This window comes from Micromonospora sp. NPDC005171, assembly GCF_040608575.1.
In the GTDB taxonomy this organism is placed as follows: domain Bacteria; phylum Actinomycetota; class Actinomycetes; order Mycobacteriales; family Micromonosporaceae; genus Micromonospora.
This window is the reverse complement of the sequence record NZ_JBEXIM010000052.1, coordinates 19,811-35,885: the sequence shown is the minus strand read 5'-3', so window position 1 is coordinate 35,885 and position 16,075 is coordinate 19,811. Positions and strand designations below refer to the sequence as shown.

Sequence of the window (16,075 nt, the reverse complement as noted above, 5' to 3'; positions counted from 1 at the left end):
CGAACGTATACGCACGCCCACTGTAGACCCTCTTCGCCCGAGCCTAGCGTCTGCCCAGGGTGGCCGCGCCGCTGGATGACGTCCTCGCAGGCCGTGGTGACGTTGAAGCTGAGCAGGTCGCGCAGGGTGTCCCGCTGGCCGTTGTACATCTGGAGGGCTTCGGTGACCTCCCGGTACATCGCGGCCAGGTCGGTACCGTCCGCACTCCGGGTGACGACGGCTAGGCGGCTTCTCAGTCGCGCGCTGGCGAGCCTCGTACGCGGTCAGGTCTTCATCGTGGACCCTTACCAAGCCGCCGATCTTGACCTTCGGCAGTTCTCCACGGTCCATGAGCCTGCGTACGGACCGGACACTGATGCCCAGCCGCTCGGCAACCGCCTTCGGCGAATGCCAGGTGCTCAACGCTTACCCCTCTCCGGCGGGAGAGCCCAAGACGACAAAAGCACCGACGTAAGGACTCCTCCCGCCACGCATGGTGACGACAGTTGTCCCCGTCGGTGCTCTCCGCGTTCTATCCCGGTGCGGCTCAACCGAGCGGGCTCTGACGTGCCGGTGCCTCATGCCGCTGTTCCGTCCCGCCGTGCGGGCTGGTCAGCGAGCCGAGGGCAGTCCCAGAGCCTCGGGGTGTTCTGGCACCGAACGTGCCTGGCCCTACCTGGCCGTACCAAGCGCGCGACAGAAGTGGACGCACGCTCGACCCCGGCCCCACACCGGCCCCACATCGGCCCGAGATTGCCAGGTCTGGCCAGCGGTTGACGGCGCTCACGTTCTCGCAGGCCAGTCGGTATTTCTGACAACCGCTGTCTATGCTTGGCACCCGTGCCAGAGGGACACACCATCCACCGCTTGGCGGCCCGGCACGCCGAGCTGTTCGCCGGGGACAAGCTGCACGCCGCGAGCCCGCAGGGTCGCTTCGCGGAGGGTGCTGCCCGGCTCTCCGGGACCGTGCTGGAGGGCACCGAGGCGTACGGCAAGCACCTGCTGCACCACTACGCCGGCGAGCTGATTCTGCACGTACACCTCGGGCTGTACGGCAAGTTCACCGACGGGCCGGGGGAGCCGCCGGAGCCGGTCGGTCAGCTGCGGCTGCGGTTGGCCAGCGACCGGCACTGGCTGGACCTGCGCGGGCCCACGGCCTGCGAGTTGCTCACCCCACCCGAGGTGGCCGCGCTGCGGGACCGCCTCGGGCCGGATCCGTTGCGCGCCGACGCCGACCCGGAGCGGGCGTACGCCCGGATCTCGCGCAGCCCCACGCCCCTCGCCGCGCTGCTGCTGGACCAGTCGGTGGTGGCCGGCACCGGCTTGATCTTCGTGACCGAGGCGCTGTTCCGGGCGGGGCTGCCGCCCACGATGCCGGGGCGACAGTTGACCAGGACCGGCTGGGACGCGCTCTGGGCCGACCTGGTCGGGTTGATGCGGCTCGCGGTCGAGCACGGCCGGATCGACACGGTCCGCGACGCGCACCTGCCGGAGGCGATGGGCCGGCCGGCGCGGGTGGACCGGCACGGTGGCGAGGTGTACGTCTACCGCCGCCCGGGAGCACCCTGCCACGTCTGCGGCACCGAGGTCAGCCGGGGCGAACTGGCCGGTCGCAACCTGTACTGGTGCCGTACCTGCCAGGCCGGCTGAACCGGTCGCCCGCCTCGCGGCGCTGGCGGACCTCAGTCGGCGTCGAGCAGCCAGCGGACCACCTCGATCTTTTCCGGAAAGACGGTGTCGTCGGCGACGCTCCAGGCCAGCGTGTGGCCGATCGTCCAACCTCGGACCCGTTCCCGGTCCAGCCCCAGTTCGGTGCTGAGCCGGTCCAGCCGGTGCCGGACGGCGGCCGGCGAGTGGCCCAACTCGGGGCCGCGCACCATCGGTACGACCGAGAACTCCCGTTCCCCGGTCAGCGGCTTCGGGTCGATCGCCAGCCACGGCCCCCGGTCGGCGTCGAGCGCGTCGGCGGCGAGCACGTTGCCGGCGTGCAGGTCCTGGTTGACCAGCACCTGTTCGCCCTGGCTCGACGCCAGGACGCCGAGCAGTTCGAGTGCCGCGTCGAGCAGCCGCCGCTCGTACGGTCGGCCGGCCCGTTCCCAGGACCGGGGCATCCGGTCGATCCAGCCGGCGGCCTCCTGCGCCAACGGGGTGAACGGCGCGCCGGCCGGTCGCCAGAGCCGGGGGAGCAGCCCGATCACCGCGTCCAGCGCCCGGTCCGGCGGAAGGTCGTGCAGCGGAGTGCCGGGCTGGCAGCGTTCGAGCAGCAGGGCACGCCGCCCGGGGTCGTGGGCGAGCAGACGGATCGCCGCGTCGCCGTCCCAGTGGGCCAAGGCGTCGGCCTCGTGCCGGCTCTCCTCGTCGGGGTACTGGAGCTTCAGCACCGCCGCCGTGCCGTCGGGCAGGTGGGCGGGGAGCGCCAGTGAGGCGTACGCGTGCCGGAAGGGCGGTCCGACCCGCAGCGACCAACGTTCGGCGCACTCGGTCAGCCACGTCGGGAGTGCTGCCAGCCAGACGCGACCGGCCGGTGACCCGCGTACCCAGTCGAGTCCCTCGGGCAGATCCATCTGGCCCTCCTGGTGCCGTGCGGCGATCCGTGTTCGGCTGCCGGGTGCTTCAGCCGATCACGGCGTTCCCACGCCGGTCCACAGTGGCTAGCGTGGACGGGTGCAGATTGGCGTGAACGTACCGAACTTCGCCCCGGGCACCGACCCCGACATTCTGCGACGGTGGGCGCAGACGGTCGAGGGTCTCGGCTTCGACCTGTTGATGGTCTCCGATCACATCGCGGTGACCCCGGACGTGGCCGAGCAGTATCCGGCGCCGTTCTACGAGCCGTTCACCACGCTGTCCTGGCTGGCCGGGGTGACCAGTCGGGTCCGGCTGGGCACCACGGTGCTCATCGTCCCGTACCGGCATCCGCTGCTCACCGCCCGGATGGCGGCGAACCTCAACCGGCTCAGCGGCGGCCGGCTCGTCCTCGGCGTCGGCGTCGGCTGGGCCCGGCAGGAGTTCGAGGCGCTCGGCGTGCCGTTCCGGCATCGCGGCGCGCTGACCGACGAATACCTGCACACCATGCGGGCGGCCTGGCAGAACACCGAGGACTACGACACGGCGGCGATCCCGATCTGGGTCGGCGGCAACAGCGAAGCCGGCATGCGCCGCGCGGTACTGCTCGGTGACGCCTGGCATCCACTGCGGGTCACACCGGGACGGCTGACCGAGGCGGTCGGACGGCTGACGGCCATCGCCGACGAGCTGGGTCGCCCGGTGCCCGCGTTGGTGCCGCGGATCGCCCTCCAGGAGACCCGTGCACCGATCAACGAGCCGGACCGGCTCGCCGGCGTCGGCACCATCGATCAGATCGTCGGCGACCTCGACCAGCTTCGCGCGCTCGGCGCGGAGACGGTGGTGCTGGACCCGTTCAACGGCGACCTGACCGAGATCCGCCAGCCCGAACGCGCCTGGCAGACCCTTGCGGCCGTGGCCGCACACCACAAGACCCAGGAGGATCGATGACCCCCGACGACGAGAAGTTTCTCCGCCACGCAGTGGAGATCGCCAGGCGGGCGGGGGCTTCCGGCGAACGGCCGTTCGGTTCGTTGCTTGTCGACGCGAATGGCGTCGTCCTGATCGAGGACCACAACACGGTGGTTTCCGACGCTGACATCAGCGCCCATCCGGAGTTGAAGCTGGCCCGCTGGGCGGCTCGGGAACTCTCTCCCGAGCTGGCCGCCGGCACCACAATGTTCACCAGTTGCCAGCCCTGCCCGATGTGCGCGACGGCGATCGACCGCTCCGGCCTCGGGCGGGTGGTGTTCGCCCTGTCCACCGAGCAGTTCGAGGAGGTCAAGCCGGCCACCCCGCCGTTGCCTCCGGTCCGGTACGAGGGGCCGGCGCTGTTCGACGAGGCGCGTCAACCGATCGACGACTACTACTGACCGGAACTGTCCCGGGGCGGTGTGACGCAGCCGGAATTGACAGTCGGCCGGCTGCCGGAGCAGGGTTGAGCGGTGACAACGATGTCAACGGGCAAATGGGAGGAAACTCCCCCTGGTCCTCTCCCGCCGCGCGCCGACAGTTGCCAGTCGATTCGTGGCGTACCGTTGGCGGTTTTGCGGCGGGGACCCGGTCCGTCCGCCGATCCTGGCCGTATGTCCCTTTCCTACCCGACGGTGACCAGCTGAAATGACCGACGTGCCCCGATCCGACGCCGAAACGACCCCCGCTCCGGTGGGGTCGCCAGACCTGCCCGATCTGGACGATTTCCTCGTCGACCAGACCCGGACGCTGCTCGACACCGCTCGCCGCTCGGTCCGGCCCGAGGGCGGGTTCTGGTGGCTCACCGACGACCGCACCCCGGATCGCGGCGAACCGATCCACACCTGGATCACCTGCCGGATGACGCATGTGGCCGCCCTCGCCCACCGCAACGGTGACCCGGACGCTGCCGCCCTGGTCGACCACGGGATCGCCGCGCTCAGCACGTTGCTGCGCGACGACCGGTACGGCGGCTGGTTCAGCGCGGTGGACCAGCAGGGAGTGCCGGTCAACGACCGCAAGGCCGGCTACGACCACGCGTTCGTGCTGCTCGCCGCCTCCGGCGCCGCGCGCGCCGGCCGGCCCGGCGCGGACCGGTTGCTCGCCGACGTGCTGACCGTCGTGCGGGACCGGTTCTGGGACGACGACGCCGGAGCGGTCCGCGAATCGTGGAACCGGGACTGGACGGTCACCGAGGACTACCGGGGCGCCAACAGCAGCATGCACATGGTCGAGGCGTTCCTCGCCGCTGCCGCCGCCACCGGCGACGCGAGCTGGGCCGACCGGGCTCTGCGGATCGCCACCCACCTCGTGCACGGTGAGGCCGCCCGGCACGACTGGCGGCTGCCCGAGCACTTCACCACCGACTGGACGCCGCTGCCCGACTACAACCGGGACCAGCCCGCCGACCCGTTCCGGCCGTACGGCTCCACGATCGGGCACTGGCTGGAGTGGGCCCGGCTGCTGCTGGAGTTGGAGGCGGTGCTGCCGCAGCCACCCCGCTGGCTGCTCGCCGACGCCAGTGCCCTGTTCGCCGCCGCCGTGCGTCGCGGCTGGGCGGTCGACGGCGCGGACGGCTTCGTCTACACCATCGACTGGGACGACCGGCCGGTGGTGCGCTCCCGGATGCACTGGGTTCTCGCCGAGGCCATCGGGGCGGCGATCACCCTGCACCGACGCGCCGGGGACGCGGTCTACCTCGACTGGTACCGGGTCTTCTGGGCGTACGCCCGCCGCAGTCTCATCGACCAGACCGGATGGCGGCACGAGCTGGACACGCAGAACCTGCCCGCCGACACGGTCTGGCACGGTCGACCGGACGTCTACCACGCGTACCAGGCGGTACTGCTGTCCCGCGCGGCCGACGGGCTCGGTGGCCCCGGCCCGCTCGCATCGGGGGAGGTGACCGCGTGATCGTCGTCGCAGGTGAGGCGTTGATCGACCTGGTCGTCACGGCCGAGGGGCAGCGGGCCGTGCCCGGTGGCTCCCCGGCGAACGTCGCCGTCACGCTGGCCCGACTCGACCAGCCGGTACGGCTGCTCGCCCGGCTCGCCAGCGACGAGTACGGTCGCCAACTCGTCGAGCATCTGAGCGCCAACCGGGTGGACCTGGAGTGGGCGGTTCACGCGGAGGAGCCCACGTCGGTGGCCGTGGCCACACTGAACGCCGCCGGGCAGGCCAGTTACGAGTTCCGGCTGGCCGGTGCGGCGGACTGGCAGTGGACGCCGCGGGAACTGCCCGAGTTGGCCGGCTCACCGGCGGTCGCGCTGCACACCGGCTCCCTCGCGCTCGCGTTGGCACCCGGCGCCGAGGCGTTGGAGGGCCTGCTCGCCAGGGAACGCCAGCGGGACGGGCTCACCGTCTCCATCGACCTCAACCTGCGGCCGAGCATCGTCACCGACCGGGCGGCGGAGCAGGAGCGGGTACGCCGCCAGGTCCGCCTCGCGCACCTGGTCAAGGCCAGCGACGAGGACCTGGCGTGGCTCTACCCGGATCGTTCGCTGGCCGACGTGATGACCGAATGGCGTACGGCTGGCGTGTCCTGCGCCGTGGTGACCAGGGGCGGGGACGGCGCCTGGCTGCTCGCGCCCGACGGCTCGCTGCACGAGGAGCCGGCGGTCCGCACCACGGTGGTCGACACCGTCGGCGCCGGCGACTCGTTCACCGGTGGCCTGCTGGCCGCGCTGGCCGACCTCGACGCGCTCGGTGACCGACCGGCCGACCGGCTCGCCGCGGTGACCCCGCAGCAGTGGGATGAGGTGCTCCGACAGGCCGCCACGGTGGCCGCGCTGACCTGCGCCCACCGAGGCGCCGACCCGCCAACCCGCGCCGAGGTAGAAGCACTCCTAAACCCCGCAACCTAATCCACCCTCCCCCCGCCCTTGCCCCCGCGATCTTGCACTTTCTGTCGACAGAACGGGACCTTCAGCGGCAAGTCGGCAACCGAAACTGCGGGATCCCGAGGGTGGCAGGGCGAGGGGGCGGGGTGGGCGGGGTCAGGACAGGCCGCGCTTGAGCAGTTGGGTCGGGAGGACAGTGGTGGTGGGTGGGGTGCCGTCGCCGGCTATTCGTTGGAACAGTCGCTCGGTGGCGACCCTCGCCAACTCCCGGGTGTCGTACGCGACGACGGTCAGCGGTCGAGGCATCAGGTGGGCCAGCTCGAAGTCGTCGAAGCCGACGAGCGCGGCGTCACTGCCCCGCCGGTGCAGTTCCTGGAGCGCGCCGACGGTGAGCCGGTTGTTGGCGCAGAAGAACGCGGTGGGCGGCTCCGGGAGGTCGAGCAACGCGGCGACCGCCCGACCGGCCTCCTCGGGAGCGATGAGCCGCTCACGGATCAGCGACTCGTCCGGCTCGACCCCGGCGGCGTCCAGCGCCGCTCGTGCCCCGGTCAGCCGCTCACGCATGGTGGGCACGCTCGGCGCGCCGAGCAGCAGCCCCACCCGTCGGTGCCCCTCGTCGAGCAGCGCGCTCACCCCGGCGTGGCTGCCACCCCGGTTGTCCAACAGCACCGCGTCGGCTTGCAAGCCCTGCGGCGGCCGGTCCAGGAACACCACAGGCATGCCCAGCTCGACCTCACGACGCAGGAACGAGTGGTCCAGGCCCGCCGGCACCACCAGCAGACCGTCGACCCGGCGCTGGGTGAAGTCCTGGAGCAGGGCGCGTTCCCGTTCTGGGTCCTCCTCGGACGACGCGGTGATCAGCATGGTGCCGTGGGCGGCGGCGATCTCGGCGGCGACGCTGGCGATTGTCGCGTAGAACGGGTTGGCGATCTCCTCGATCAGCAACCCGACGGTGGCGTTGAGCTGCCGGGAGCGCAGGTTGCGGGCGATGTCGTTGCGTCGGAAGCCCAGCTCGGCGATGGCGGCCAGCACCCGGCTGACCAGTTCCTGCCCCACCGGCTCGTCGTTGACGACCCGGGAGACCGTCTTCAGGCTGACGTCGGCGCGCCGGGCAACGTCGACCATCGTGGGACGCCGACGCACGGTCGGCCGGGTCGGGGTCTGGGTCACGGGGTGGTCCTCCACGGCGGGCGCGGGTCAGCGGGCGAGCGCGGCGAGCGCATCGACCGCTTTTCGGGCGGCGATGAGCACCGGATCCCACACCGGCGCGTACGGCGGAGCGTAGCCCAGGTCCAGTGACGTCATATCGTCCACCGTCATGCCGTTCCAGAGTGCCACGGCCAGCGTGTCGATCCGTTTGGCCGCCTCGGACCAACCGACGATCTGCGCGCCGAGCAACCGGCCGCTGGGGCGCTCGGCGATCAGCTTCACGGTCATCGGCCGGGAACCGGGGTAGTAGCCGGCCCGGTTGGTCGACTCGGCGATCACCGAGACGAAGTCGAAGCCGGCCGCCCTGGCCTCGCCCTCGCGGAGGCCCGTCCGGCCCACCTCCAGGTCGCAGACCTTTGTCACCGCCGTGCCGATCACGCCGGCGAACGTGGCGTACCCGCCGCCGATGTTGATCCCCGCGACCCGACCCTGCTTGTTGGCGTGCGTGCCCAGCGGCACGTGCACAGGCATGCCGCTGACCCGGTGCAACGTCTCCACGCAGTCACCGGCCGCCCAGATCCCGGGCAGCCCCGGAACGCGCATCTGGCGGTCCACCCGGACTCCACCTGTCGGCCCGATGGGCAGGCCGGCAGCCTCGGCGAGCGCGGCGTTGGGGCGTACGCCGAGGCCCAGGACCACGACGTCGGTCGGAATCGGCCCCTCGGTGGTGACCACCGCGGACACCCGGCCGTCCCGCTGCTCCAGGCCGCTCACCGGCAGGCCGGTGCGGATCGTGATGCCGAGGCCGCGCATGGCGTCGGCCACCAGCTCGCCCATGTCGCCGTCCACCGTCGACATGGGCTGGTCGCCCGCCTCGACAAGGGTCACCGAGAGGCCGCGGAGGAGTAGCGCCTCGGCGATCTCGACGCCGATGTAGCCGCCGCCGACCACCACGGCCCGGCGCGGCTGGGGGTCGGCGTCCAGCCACTCGCGCAGCGCCGCGCCGTCGTCGAGGGTCTGCATGCCGAACACGCCGTCCGCTTCGGTGACCGCCCACGGCGGCTTCACCGGCACCGCGCCGGTGGCGTACACCAGGTCGTCGAAGCGCTCGCGGACCTCGTCACCGCCGTCCAGGTCCCGGGCCACCACCTCGCGGTTCTCCAGGTCGATGGTCGTGACCTCGTGGCGCATCCGAACGTCCATCGCGTACTCGGCGCGGAACGTCTGCGGGTCCCGGGCGATCAACGCCTCGGGCCCGGGCACCAGGCCACTGATCCAGTAGGGGATGCCGCATGCCGAGTAGGAGGTGAAGTGGCCGCGCTCGAAGATGACGATCTCCAGGTCGCCACGGTCACGGCGGCGTCGGGCCTGGGACGCCGCCGACATTCCGGCGGCGTCCCCGCCGATGACGATCAGCCGTTGCGCCACGGGCTCATCCTGTCACGTGGTGATCAGCCGCGGGTCTGTCGTGCGACGTCCTGCACCACGTCGGTGAGTCGGCCGGTGCGTTCGAACACCGCGCGCTGGCGTGCCGCGCCGCTGCCGTGCCGCCGCAAGACGCCCAGCAGGTCGGTCACCTCGGCCCAGTCGCCGTGCTGCTCCAGCGCCGGCCGCATCCGCTCCACGAACCGGTCCAACAGCTCCCAGGCGGGGCGCAGCTCACCGGTTGTGACATCGACGGCCTCGCCTTCCAGGCCGTCGTGGGCGGCTCGCCAGTGCGCCCCGACCAGCAGGTGGTGGTCGGTCTGCAATGCCGGCCGGTCGGCCTCGACATCCGCCATGGCGGTGGCCACCAGCGCCCGGACCAGCGCGGCGACCAGCACCGCGTCGTCCACCGACGGGCAGACGTCGCCGATGCGCAGCTCCACCGTCGGGTACTTGGCCGACAGCCGGGCGTACCAGTAGAGCATCCCCTCGTCGAGCATCACCCCGCTGGAGATCAGCTGGCGGATCAGCCGCTGGTAGTGCTCGTGCGACTCCAGGAACGGCGTCGGCGCCACCGACGGCCAACGCTCCCACTCCACCGAGCGCCAACTGGCCTAGCCGGTGTCCTCGCCGCGGGAGAACGGCGAGTTGGTGGTGACGGCGTGCAGCATCGGCAGCCACGGCCGTACGTGGTTGAGCACCTGCACGCCGGTGTCCGGGTCGGGGACCCCCACGTGTACGTGCATGCCGTTGTTGCCGGGGCCGGGAACGAGCAGCCGGAACCGCTCGATCATCCGGTCGAAGCGGGGTTTGTCCACCACAGGTGGCACCGGACCGTCCACCGGGCCGGTGCCGATGGCCAGCAGGCGTACGCCGGCCCGCTCGGCGGCGTCGGAGAGCTCCCGACGCAGTACGCCGAGGGAGTGCCGGATCGACGAGAGCTCCAGGCCGGGCGGGCTGCCGATCTCGATCTGACTGGTCTGGAACTCGCGCTCGACCTGTCCGCGAAGTTCGGCCGGCACCTGTTCCATGACCAGGTCCACGGCCGGGACCGCGGCCCCGGTGTGCGGGTCGACGAGCAGGAACTCCTCCTCGACACCCACGGTGAGCAACCCGGTCGCCGCAGCCACGTCGCTGGGCGCCTCCGCCACCTGACCGGTCATCGACATCACCCGTCCGTTCCTACCGTTCGCGGTCCGTCCGCGTTGGTCCGCCGTTGGTTACCCAACGTGGCGATGCCGGGAAACGTGGCGGCGGCGCGTCGTACTCGAGGCGAGCCGCCGAATTCGGCTGGGTGACGTGACAGTGGGTCCTATGCTGAGCCCGTGCCGGTGCTGCTGGGCTATGTCGGGGTCGCGTGGATGTCCGCGTTCGCCCAGCTCACCCTGCTCGCGGGCGGCCCGGTCGACCTGCTCGCCGGCGCCGCGCTGACAGCGCTGGTGTTGCTCGCGGTGGTGCTGGCGGCAAGGGTGCACGGTCGGGCGGGCGCGCCCGGTGCCGGGCCGCGGTGGGCAGGCCTGCGGGCCCGCTCCCGAAGTCGCCGTGTGCCCCGCCAGATCGATCCGGATGCCGCTGGTCGGCCTCGTCCCCGTGCTCCGGGACACCCCTCGGTCGCGTAGCGCCTCGCCGCCGCGCGGCCGATCCCGTCGTCACCGGGCCCCCCTTGCTGAGCGAATGCCGCCGGGGGAGGGCCTCACCGGAATCGGACCGAGGGGTTTTCCATGCTTGCCTTCGCACCACTGCACGACGTTGTCGCCGCTGCGGGCAGCGCGCTGTCCTGGCTCACCGAACTGCTCGAACCACTGGCCGGCGGTGCGTCGACCGCCGCCGCGATCGTGCTCTTCACCATCGCCGTCCGCCTGCTGATCTCGCCGCTGACCGTGGCGCAGGTCCGCGGCGAGCGGCGCCGCGCGACGCTCGCCCCACAGGTGCGTGACCTCCAGCAGCGGTACGCCGACGACCCGGCGGCGCTTCAGCGTGAGGTGTTCACGTTGTACCGCGAGGCTGGCGCGAACCCGATCGCCGGCTGTCTGCCGTTGCTCCTCCAGGCGCCGTTCCTGCTGGTGCTGTACCGGTTGTTCAGCACCAGCGAGGGCGGCACCGGGTTGCTGGACGAGCGGTTGGCCGGCGTGCCACTGGGTCACCATCTCAGCGACGGGCTGGGCAATGCGGCCGGACCGCTGTTCGGCGTACTGCTGGTGGTGTTGCTGGCAGTGGCCTGGTGGTCGTCGCGGCGGGCCCGCCGGGCGTCGGCGGCGGTGGGCACGGTGGCCGGTACGCCGACCGAGGGGCCGGGAGCGGCAACGCTCGGCCGGCTGCTGCCCCTGCTGCCGTTCACGACGGTGCTCGTGGCGCTGGTGCTGCCGCTCGCCGCGGTGATCTATCTGGTGACCACGAGCGTGTGGTCGGCCCTCGAGCAGGCGGTGCTTCGCCGCCCACAGGCGGTCCCGTCGCGCCCTCTGGACAGAAACAGTTAACTGTCTTAATAATTGGCAGCAACGTTGACGTCCATAAATGCCCGTCCGGGCCCGGAGGGTCACATGAAACGCCCCAGATCCCTTGTCCTGTCCCTCGTCGCCGCCCTCGCGGCGACACTTGGCGCGGCCTGGGTGGCGCTACCCGCCTACGCCGCCGGAGCCACCGCCAGCTTCGCCAAGACCGCCGACTGGGGCTCCGGTTGGGAGGGGAAGTACACCATCACCAACGGCGGCAGCTCGACCATCAACGGCTGGAGCCTCACCTTCGACCTGCCGTCCGGCACCACCCTCGGCAGCTACTGGGACGCCTTGCTCAGCTCATCAGGCCAGCGGCACACCTTCACCAACAGGTCCTGGAACGGCACCGTCGCCCCGGGCGCGTCGGTCTCCTTCGGCTTCCTGGCCAGCGGTTCCGGCTCGCCGAGCGGCTGCCAGCTCAACGGCGCGTCCTGCGGCGGTGGCACCCCGCCCACCACGCCGCCGCCCACCACGCCTCCACCGACCACCCCACCGCCGACCACGCCTCCACCGACCACCCCACCGCCGACCGACCCGCCCACCGGTGGGCTGCCGAAACACCTGCTCACCGGGTACTGGCACAACTTCGACAACCCCGCCGTCGAGCTGCGGCTACGCGACGTCCCCGCCGAGTACGACCTGGTGGCGGTCGCCTTCGCCGAGGCCACCGCGACCCCCGGCGCGCTCACCTTCGGCGTCGACGCCGGGCTGGCCGCCGCGCTCGGCGGCTACACCGACGCGGACTTCACCGCCGACGTCCGGACCCTGCACAGCCGGGGCAAGCGGGTCATCCTCTCCGTCGGAGGCGAGACCGGCCGGGTCACAGTGAACAACGCCGCCTCGGCCACCGCGTTCGCCGACACGGCCGCCGCGCTGATCGCCCGGTACGGCTTCGACGGGATCGACATCGACCTGGAGAACGGGCTCAATCCCACGTACATGGCGCAGGCGCTGCGCGCGCTGCGGGCCAAGGTCGGCTCGGGCCTGATCATCGCGATGGCGCCGCAGACCATTGACATGCAGAACCCGGCCGGCGGCTACTTCAAGCTGGCGCTCGACATCAAGGACATCCTCACCGTCGTCAACACCCAGTACTACAACTCCGGCGCGATGCTCGGCTGCGACCAGAACGCGGCGTACGGCCAGGGCACCGTGAACTTCATCGTCGCGTTGGCCTGCATCCAGTTGGAGGCCGGGCTCCGCCCCGACCAGGTCGGCCTGGGCCTGCCCGCCGCGACGGGGGCGGCCGGCGGTGGCATCGTCGCGCCCAGCGTGGTCAACGCGGCCCTGGACTGCCTGGCCCGGGGCACCAACTGCGGCAGCTTCCGCCCGCCGCGCACCTACCCGGGCATCCGGGGCGCGATGACCTGGTCGGTGAACTGGGACGTCAGCAACGGCAACGGCTTCGCCAACACGGTGGGCCCACACCTGGACACCCTGCCCTGACCGTGCTCGCCAGCGTCCGTCCCGGGCGCCGGCGGTAGCGGTAACGCGGATCAGCGACCGGCGGTCACCGACCGCCGGTCGTCGCGCTCCCGACGCTTGCGGAGCTTACGGATCACCCAACTGACCACCATGACCACGAAGATCGCGACGATCGCGTAGTTGAACCAGTCGCTGTAGCGGGCGACGTCCTGCCACTGGCTGCCGAGCGCGTAGCCCGCCCCGACGATGAGACCGTTCCACACCCCGCTGCCGATGGTGGTGAGCAGGATGAACTCGCCCAGCGGCATCCGGTTGGCCCCGGCCGGCACCGAGACCAGGCTGCGGACCACCGGCACCACCCGGCCGATCAGCACCGCCCACCGGCCGTGTCGCTCGAACCAGCGGTCGGCCTTCTCCAGGTCGTCGCGGTCCACCAACGGGATGTGGTCCAACCAGCGCTTGAGCCGTTCCTCGCCGAGCGCCGCGCCCAGCCAGTAGAGCACCAGCGCGCCGACCAGCGAGCCGACCGTCGCGGCCAGCACCACGACGACGACGTTGAACTTGCCCTCGTGCGCCAGGAAACCGGCGAGCGCCAGCACGATCTCGCTGGGGATCGGCGGGACGATGCTCTCCAACGCCACCAGCAGCGCCACGCCGACCGGGCCCATCGCCTCGATCACCGAGGCCACCCAGCCGGTCAACCCGGTGAACTCGGACGGGTCGCCAGCCTGGGCGTACGCCATGGTCGTCCTTCCGGTCGGCTGTCGGGGATCGGAGGGTCATACCCACCGGGGCCCGACCTACACCTGGGCGCTCAGTGCTCCGGGTGCAGCGCGGTGTCCGCCGGCCCCTGCCGCCAGCCGGTGAACACCACAGTCAGGCCGGCGCGCGACGGCGCGCAGCAGAACGGGCCGGCGACCGCCTCGGCCGTCGGGTCCAGCGGGGCGAGCCGGACCAGTCGCCACGGCTCGCCGTCGACCCGGGCGCGGACGGTGAGCGCGTCGCCGGCCCGGCTGACCCGCACTGTCACCTCCCGGCCCGCCCACTCCGGCACCGGCCCCACCGACCAGTCGGAAAACTCCCGGGTCACCACAGCGCCGAGCTGCACCTCGCCGTCGCTGATCTCCACGCCGGCCTTGGTCCAGGTTCGTTCGTCGACCCGGACGAACGCGCCGGCCTGGTCGAACTGCGCCGAGAAGTCGAGCCGGAAGCTCACCTCCATGGCGGTGCCCACCGGCAGCGGTGCCAGCAGGGCCGGGCCGTTGTCGTGCACGAAGCCGTAGCTGGTCCGCCGCCAGAAGTCGCTCTCCGCCGCCGGCTCGACGACCAGCTCGCCGGCCGGGCCCTCCTCGGCGCGTACCGGCGGGTGCAGCCAGCTGCCCCGGGACCAGTCCAACAATTCGCTCGGCGGTACGAGGTCGATCTCCATGACCGGCACGGTAGCCCACCACGAGACGCGGCCCACCGGGCTGGTTTGCCGCGGTGATCGAATGGAGATGTTCCTCCGGCATGGGTGACCGTTGGTATTCCGAAGCCGTCGTCTACTGCCTCGACATCGACACGTACGCCGACTCCGACGGCGACGGGGTCGGTGACATCCGTGGGTTGATCGGGAGGCTGGACTACCTGGCCCGACTCGGGGTGACCTGCCTGTGGCTGCACCCCATCCACCCGTCGCCCAACCGCGACGACGGCTACGACGCCACCGACTTCTACAACGTGGATCCGCGCTTCGGCACCCTGGGCGACTTCGCCGAGTTGCTGCACCAGGCGCAGAACCGGGGCATCCGCGTGATCATCGACCTGGTGGTCAACCACACCTCCGACGAGCACCCGTGGTTCCAGTCGGCCCGTTCCTCGCCGGACTCGCCGTACCGGGACTGGTTCGTCTGGTCCGACACCGAGCCGGACGACCGGCACCAGGGGATGGTCTTTCCCGGCGAGCAGAAGGAGACCTGGAGCTACGACCGCACCGCCAAGGCCTGGTTCTACCACCGGTTCTACAAGTTCCAGCCGGACCTCAACTTCGCCAACCCGCAGGTCCGCGACGAGATCAAGAAGATCATGTCGTTCTGGCTCCAGCTCGGCGTCTCCGGCTTCCGGATGGACGCGGTGCCGTTCATCATCGAGCTGACCGAGCCGGGCAACCCGAACTCCCCGAAGGACTTCGAGTTCCTCACCGAGATGCGCCAGCACGTCCAGTGGCGCCGCGGTGACGCCGTCCTGCTGGCCGAGGCGAACGTCGCGCCGGACCAGCTACCGACGTTCTTCGGCGACGCCAGCGGTTCCGGCAACCGGATCCACATGCTCTTCGACTTCATGCTCAACGGTCGACTCATGCTCGCCCTGGCCCGGCAGGACCCGGAGTCGCTGATCGAGGCGTTGCGCGACACCCCGAAGTTGCCGGTCGGCGGGCAGTGGGCCACCTTCCTGCGCAACCACGACGAGATCGACCTGTCCCGGCTGACCACCGAACAGCGCAACCAGGTGTACGAGCAGTTCGGCCCGGACGAGAACATGCGCATCTACGACCGGGGCATCCGTCGCCGGCTCGCCCCGATGCTCGGCAACGACCGGCGGCGCATCGAGCTGGCGTACGCCCTGCAGTTCTCGATGCGCGGCACGCCGGTGCTGCGCTACGGCGAGGAGATCGGCATGGGCGAGGACCTGTCGCTGCCCGGTCGGGAGGCGATCCGTACCCCGATGCAGTGGTCGTACCAGCCGAATGCCGGCTTCTCCACGGCGGACCCGGAGAAGCTGGTCCGCCCGGTGATCGACAAGGGCGAGTTCGGCTACCAGAACGTCAACGTCACCGCCCAGCGGGGCGACCCGAAGTCGCTGCTCGGCTGGTTCGAGCGCATGATCCGTACGCTGCGGGAGGCTCCGGAGATCGGCTCCGGCTCGACGACCCACATCGACGTGGCGACGCCGCCCGGAGTGCTCGCGCACCGGGCCGACGGGCCCACCGGGACGATGGTCTTCGTGCACAACCTGGGCACCGACGACGTCGAGGTGGACCTCAGCAGCCTTGAGCCGGAGGCCGACCTGCCCATCGACGTGCTCGCCGACCGGGGCTACGGCGAGTTGGGCAAGCTCGGCGCGGTGAAGGTCTCCGGCCACGGATACCGGTGGATCCGCCTCTGCCGGGGCAGGGGCTTCTGAGGCACGGCGGTTCCCCGATCACGCGTGACGTCCGGCCGGTCGGTGCCGGCCGGACGTCACGCG

15 protein-coding genes and 1 pseudogene are annotated in these 16,075 nt (G+C 71.4%); 9 read left to right on the top strand and 7 right to left on the bottom strand.

What is annotated here, in order from left to right; all coding sequences use genetic code 11:
- On the bottom strand, positions 1-402 hold a 402-nt coding region (locus tag ABZU74_RS31610), incomplete at its 3' end, for a helix-turn-helix domain-containing protein (protein WP_355431658.1).
- Positions 403-819: 417 nt separating this feature from the next.
- Here ABZU74_RS31610 and ABZU74_RS31605 point away from each other — a divergent pair.
- A complete protein-coding gene (locus tag ABZU74_RS31605) occupies positions 820-1,629 on the top strand; it encodes a DNA-formamidopyrimidine glycosylase family protein (RefSeq protein ID WP_355431655.1) in 810 nt (269 codons plus the stop codon).
- Positions 1,630-1,661: 32 nt separating this feature from the next.
- Here the strand turns inward: ABZU74_RS31605 and ABZU74_RS31600 are convergent, their stop codons facing one another.
- The gene (locus ABZU74_RS31600; RefSeq protein WP_355431652.1) at positions 1,662-2,543 is read right to left on the bottom strand and encodes an aminoglycoside phosphotransferase family protein; all 882 of its coding nucleotides are present in this window, start codon (positions 2,541-2,543) and stop codon (positions 1,662-1,664) included.
- A gap of 100 nt (positions 2,544-2,643) precedes the next feature.
- On the opposite strand from ABZU74_RS31600, the gene ABZU74_RS31595 reads away from it, so the two are divergent.
- The 4 genes from ABZU74_RS31595 to ABZU74_RS31580 all read left to right on the top strand — a co-directional run bounded on the left by ABZU74_RS31595 (position 2,644) and on the right by ABZU74_RS31580 (position 6,380).
- Positions 2,644-3,495 carry an LLM class flavin-dependent oxidoreductase gene (locus ABZU74_RS31595; protein WP_355431649.1) on the top strand — a complete coding sequence of 284 codons (852 nt, stop codon included), beginning with the start codon at positions 2,644-2,646 and terminating at the stop codon, positions 3,493-3,495.
- Positions 3,492-3,917: a nucleoside deaminase gene (locus ABZU74_RS31590; protein WP_355431646.1), complete on the top strand. Its 426-nt coding sequence runs from the start codon at positions 3,492-3,494 to the stop codon at positions 3,915-3,917. Before ABZU74_RS31595 ends, ABZU74_RS31590 begins: the two co-directional genes overlap by 4 nt.
- Before the next feature lie 247 nt (positions 3,918-4,164).
- Positions 4,165-5,430, top strand: coding sequence for an AGE family epimerase/isomerase (locus ABZU74_RS31585; protein ID WP_355431643.1), 1,266 nt, complete (start codon positions 4,165-4,167; stop codon positions 5,428-5,430).
- Positions 5,427-6,380 carry a carbohydrate kinase gene (locus ABZU74_RS31580; RefSeq protein ID WP_355431640.1) on the top strand — a complete coding sequence of 318 codons (954 nt, stop codon included), beginning with the start codon at positions 5,427-5,429 and terminating at the stop codon, positions 6,378-6,380. Before ABZU74_RS31585 ends, ABZU74_RS31580 begins: the two co-directional genes overlap by 4 nt.
- A 132-nt stretch (positions 6,381-6,512) precedes the next feature.
- On the opposite strand, the gene ABZU74_RS31575 is transcribed toward ABZU74_RS31580, so the two are convergent.
- From ABZU74_RS31575 to ABZU74_RS31565, 3 genes and pseudogenes are all read right to left on the bottom strand, one after another.
- A complete protein-coding gene (locus tag ABZU74_RS31575; RefSeq protein WP_355431661.1) occupies positions 6,513-7,481 on the bottom strand; it encodes a LacI family DNA-binding transcriptional regulator in 969 nt (322 codons plus the stop codon).
- A gap of 72 nt (positions 7,482-7,553) precedes the next feature.
- A complete protein-coding gene (locus ABZU74_RS31570; protein ID WP_355431637.1) occupies positions 7,554-8,933 on the bottom strand; it encodes an FAD-dependent oxidoreductase in 1,380 nt (459 codons plus the stop codon).
- Between the two features lie 23 nt (positions 8,934-8,956).
- Positions 8,957-10,093 (bottom strand): annotated as a pseudogene (locus ABZU74_RS31565) (glutamate--cysteine ligase).
- A gap of 162 nt (positions 10,094-10,255) precedes the next feature.
- Here ABZU74_RS31565 and ABZU74_RS31560 point away from each other — a divergent pair.
- The 3 genes from ABZU74_RS31560 to ABZU74_RS31550 all read left to right on the top strand — a co-directional run bounded on the left by ABZU74_RS31560 (position 10,256) and on the right by ABZU74_RS31550 (position 12,871).
- Complete coding sequence (locus tag ABZU74_RS31560; protein WP_355431635.1) at positions 10,256-10,549, top strand: DUF6412 domain-containing protein; 294 nt, start codon at positions 10,256-10,258, stop codon at positions 10,547-10,549.
- Positions 10,550-10,651: 102 nt separating this feature from the next.
- Positions 10,652-11,407 carry a membrane protein insertase YidC gene (gene yidC, locus ABZU74_RS31555; protein WP_355431632.1) on the top strand — a complete coding sequence of 252 codons (756 nt, stop codon included), beginning with the start codon at positions 10,652-10,654 and terminating at the stop codon, positions 11,405-11,407.
- A 63-nt stretch (positions 11,408-11,470) separates the two neighbouring features.
- A complete protein-coding gene (locus tag ABZU74_RS31550; protein ID WP_355431629.1) occupies positions 11,471-12,871 on the top strand; it encodes a cellulose binding domain-containing protein in 1,401 nt (466 codons plus the stop codon).
- A 50-nt stretch (positions 12,872-12,921) separates the two neighbouring features.
- On the opposite strand, the gene ABZU74_RS31545 is transcribed toward ABZU74_RS31550, so the two are convergent.
- Positions 12,922-13,593 carry a DedA family protein gene (locus ABZU74_RS31545; RefSeq protein WP_355431626.1) on the bottom strand — a complete coding sequence of 224 codons (672 nt, stop codon included), beginning with the start codon at positions 13,591-13,593 and terminating at the stop codon, positions 12,922-12,924.
- 71 nt (positions 13,594-13,664) lie between these two features.
- Positions 13,665-14,279, bottom strand: coding sequence for a DUF1349 domain-containing protein (locus ABZU74_RS31540; protein ID WP_355431623.1), 615 nt, complete (start codon positions 14,277-14,279; stop codon positions 13,665-13,667).
- A gap of 80 nt (positions 14,280-14,359) precedes the next feature.
- On the opposite strand from ABZU74_RS31540, the gene ABZU74_RS31535 reads away from it, so the two are divergent.
- Positions 14,360-16,012: an alpha-amylase family protein gene (locus tag ABZU74_RS31535; protein ID WP_355431620.1), complete on the top strand. Its 1,653-nt coding sequence runs from the start codon at positions 14,360-14,362 to the stop codon at positions 16,010-16,012.
- Positions 16,013-16,075 lie beyond the last annotated feature (63 nt).

Coding starts and splice junctions, on each gene's coding strand:
- ABZU74_RS31550 (WP_355431629.1), top strand. CDS start 11,471: ATGAAACGCCCCAGATCCCTTGTCCTGTCCCTCGTCGCCGCCCTCGCG.
- yidC (WP_355431632.1), top strand. CDS start 10,652: ATGCTTGCCTTCGCACCACTGCACGACGTTGTCGCCGCTGCGGGCAGC.
- ABZU74_RS31590 (WP_355431646.1), top strand. CDS start 3,492: ATGACCCCCGACGACGAGAAGTTTCTCCGCCACGCAGTGGAGATCGCC.
- ABZU74_RS31585 (WP_355431643.1), top strand. CDS start 4,165: ATGACCGACGTGCCCCGATCCGACGCCGAAACGACCCCCGCTCCGGTG.
- ABZU74_RS31545 (WP_355431626.1), bottom strand. CDS start 13,593: ATGGCGTACGCCCAGGCTGGCGACCCGTCCGAGTTCACCGGGTTGACC.
- ABZU74_RS31535 (WP_355431620.1), top strand. CDS start 14,360: ATGGGTGACCGTTGGTATTCCGAAGCCGTCGTCTACTGCCTCGACATC.
- ABZU74_RS31540 (WP_355431623.1), bottom strand. CDS start 14,279: ATGGAGATCGACCTCGTACCGCCGAGCGAATTGTTGGACTGGTCCCGG.
- ABZU74_RS31575 (WP_355431661.1), bottom strand. CDS start 7,481: ATGGTCGACGTTGCCCGGCGCGCCGACGTCAGCCTGAAGACGGTCTCC.
- ABZU74_RS31600 (WP_355431652.1), bottom strand. CDS start 2,543: ATGGATCTGCCCGAGGGACTCGACTGGGTACGCGGGTCACCGGCCGGT.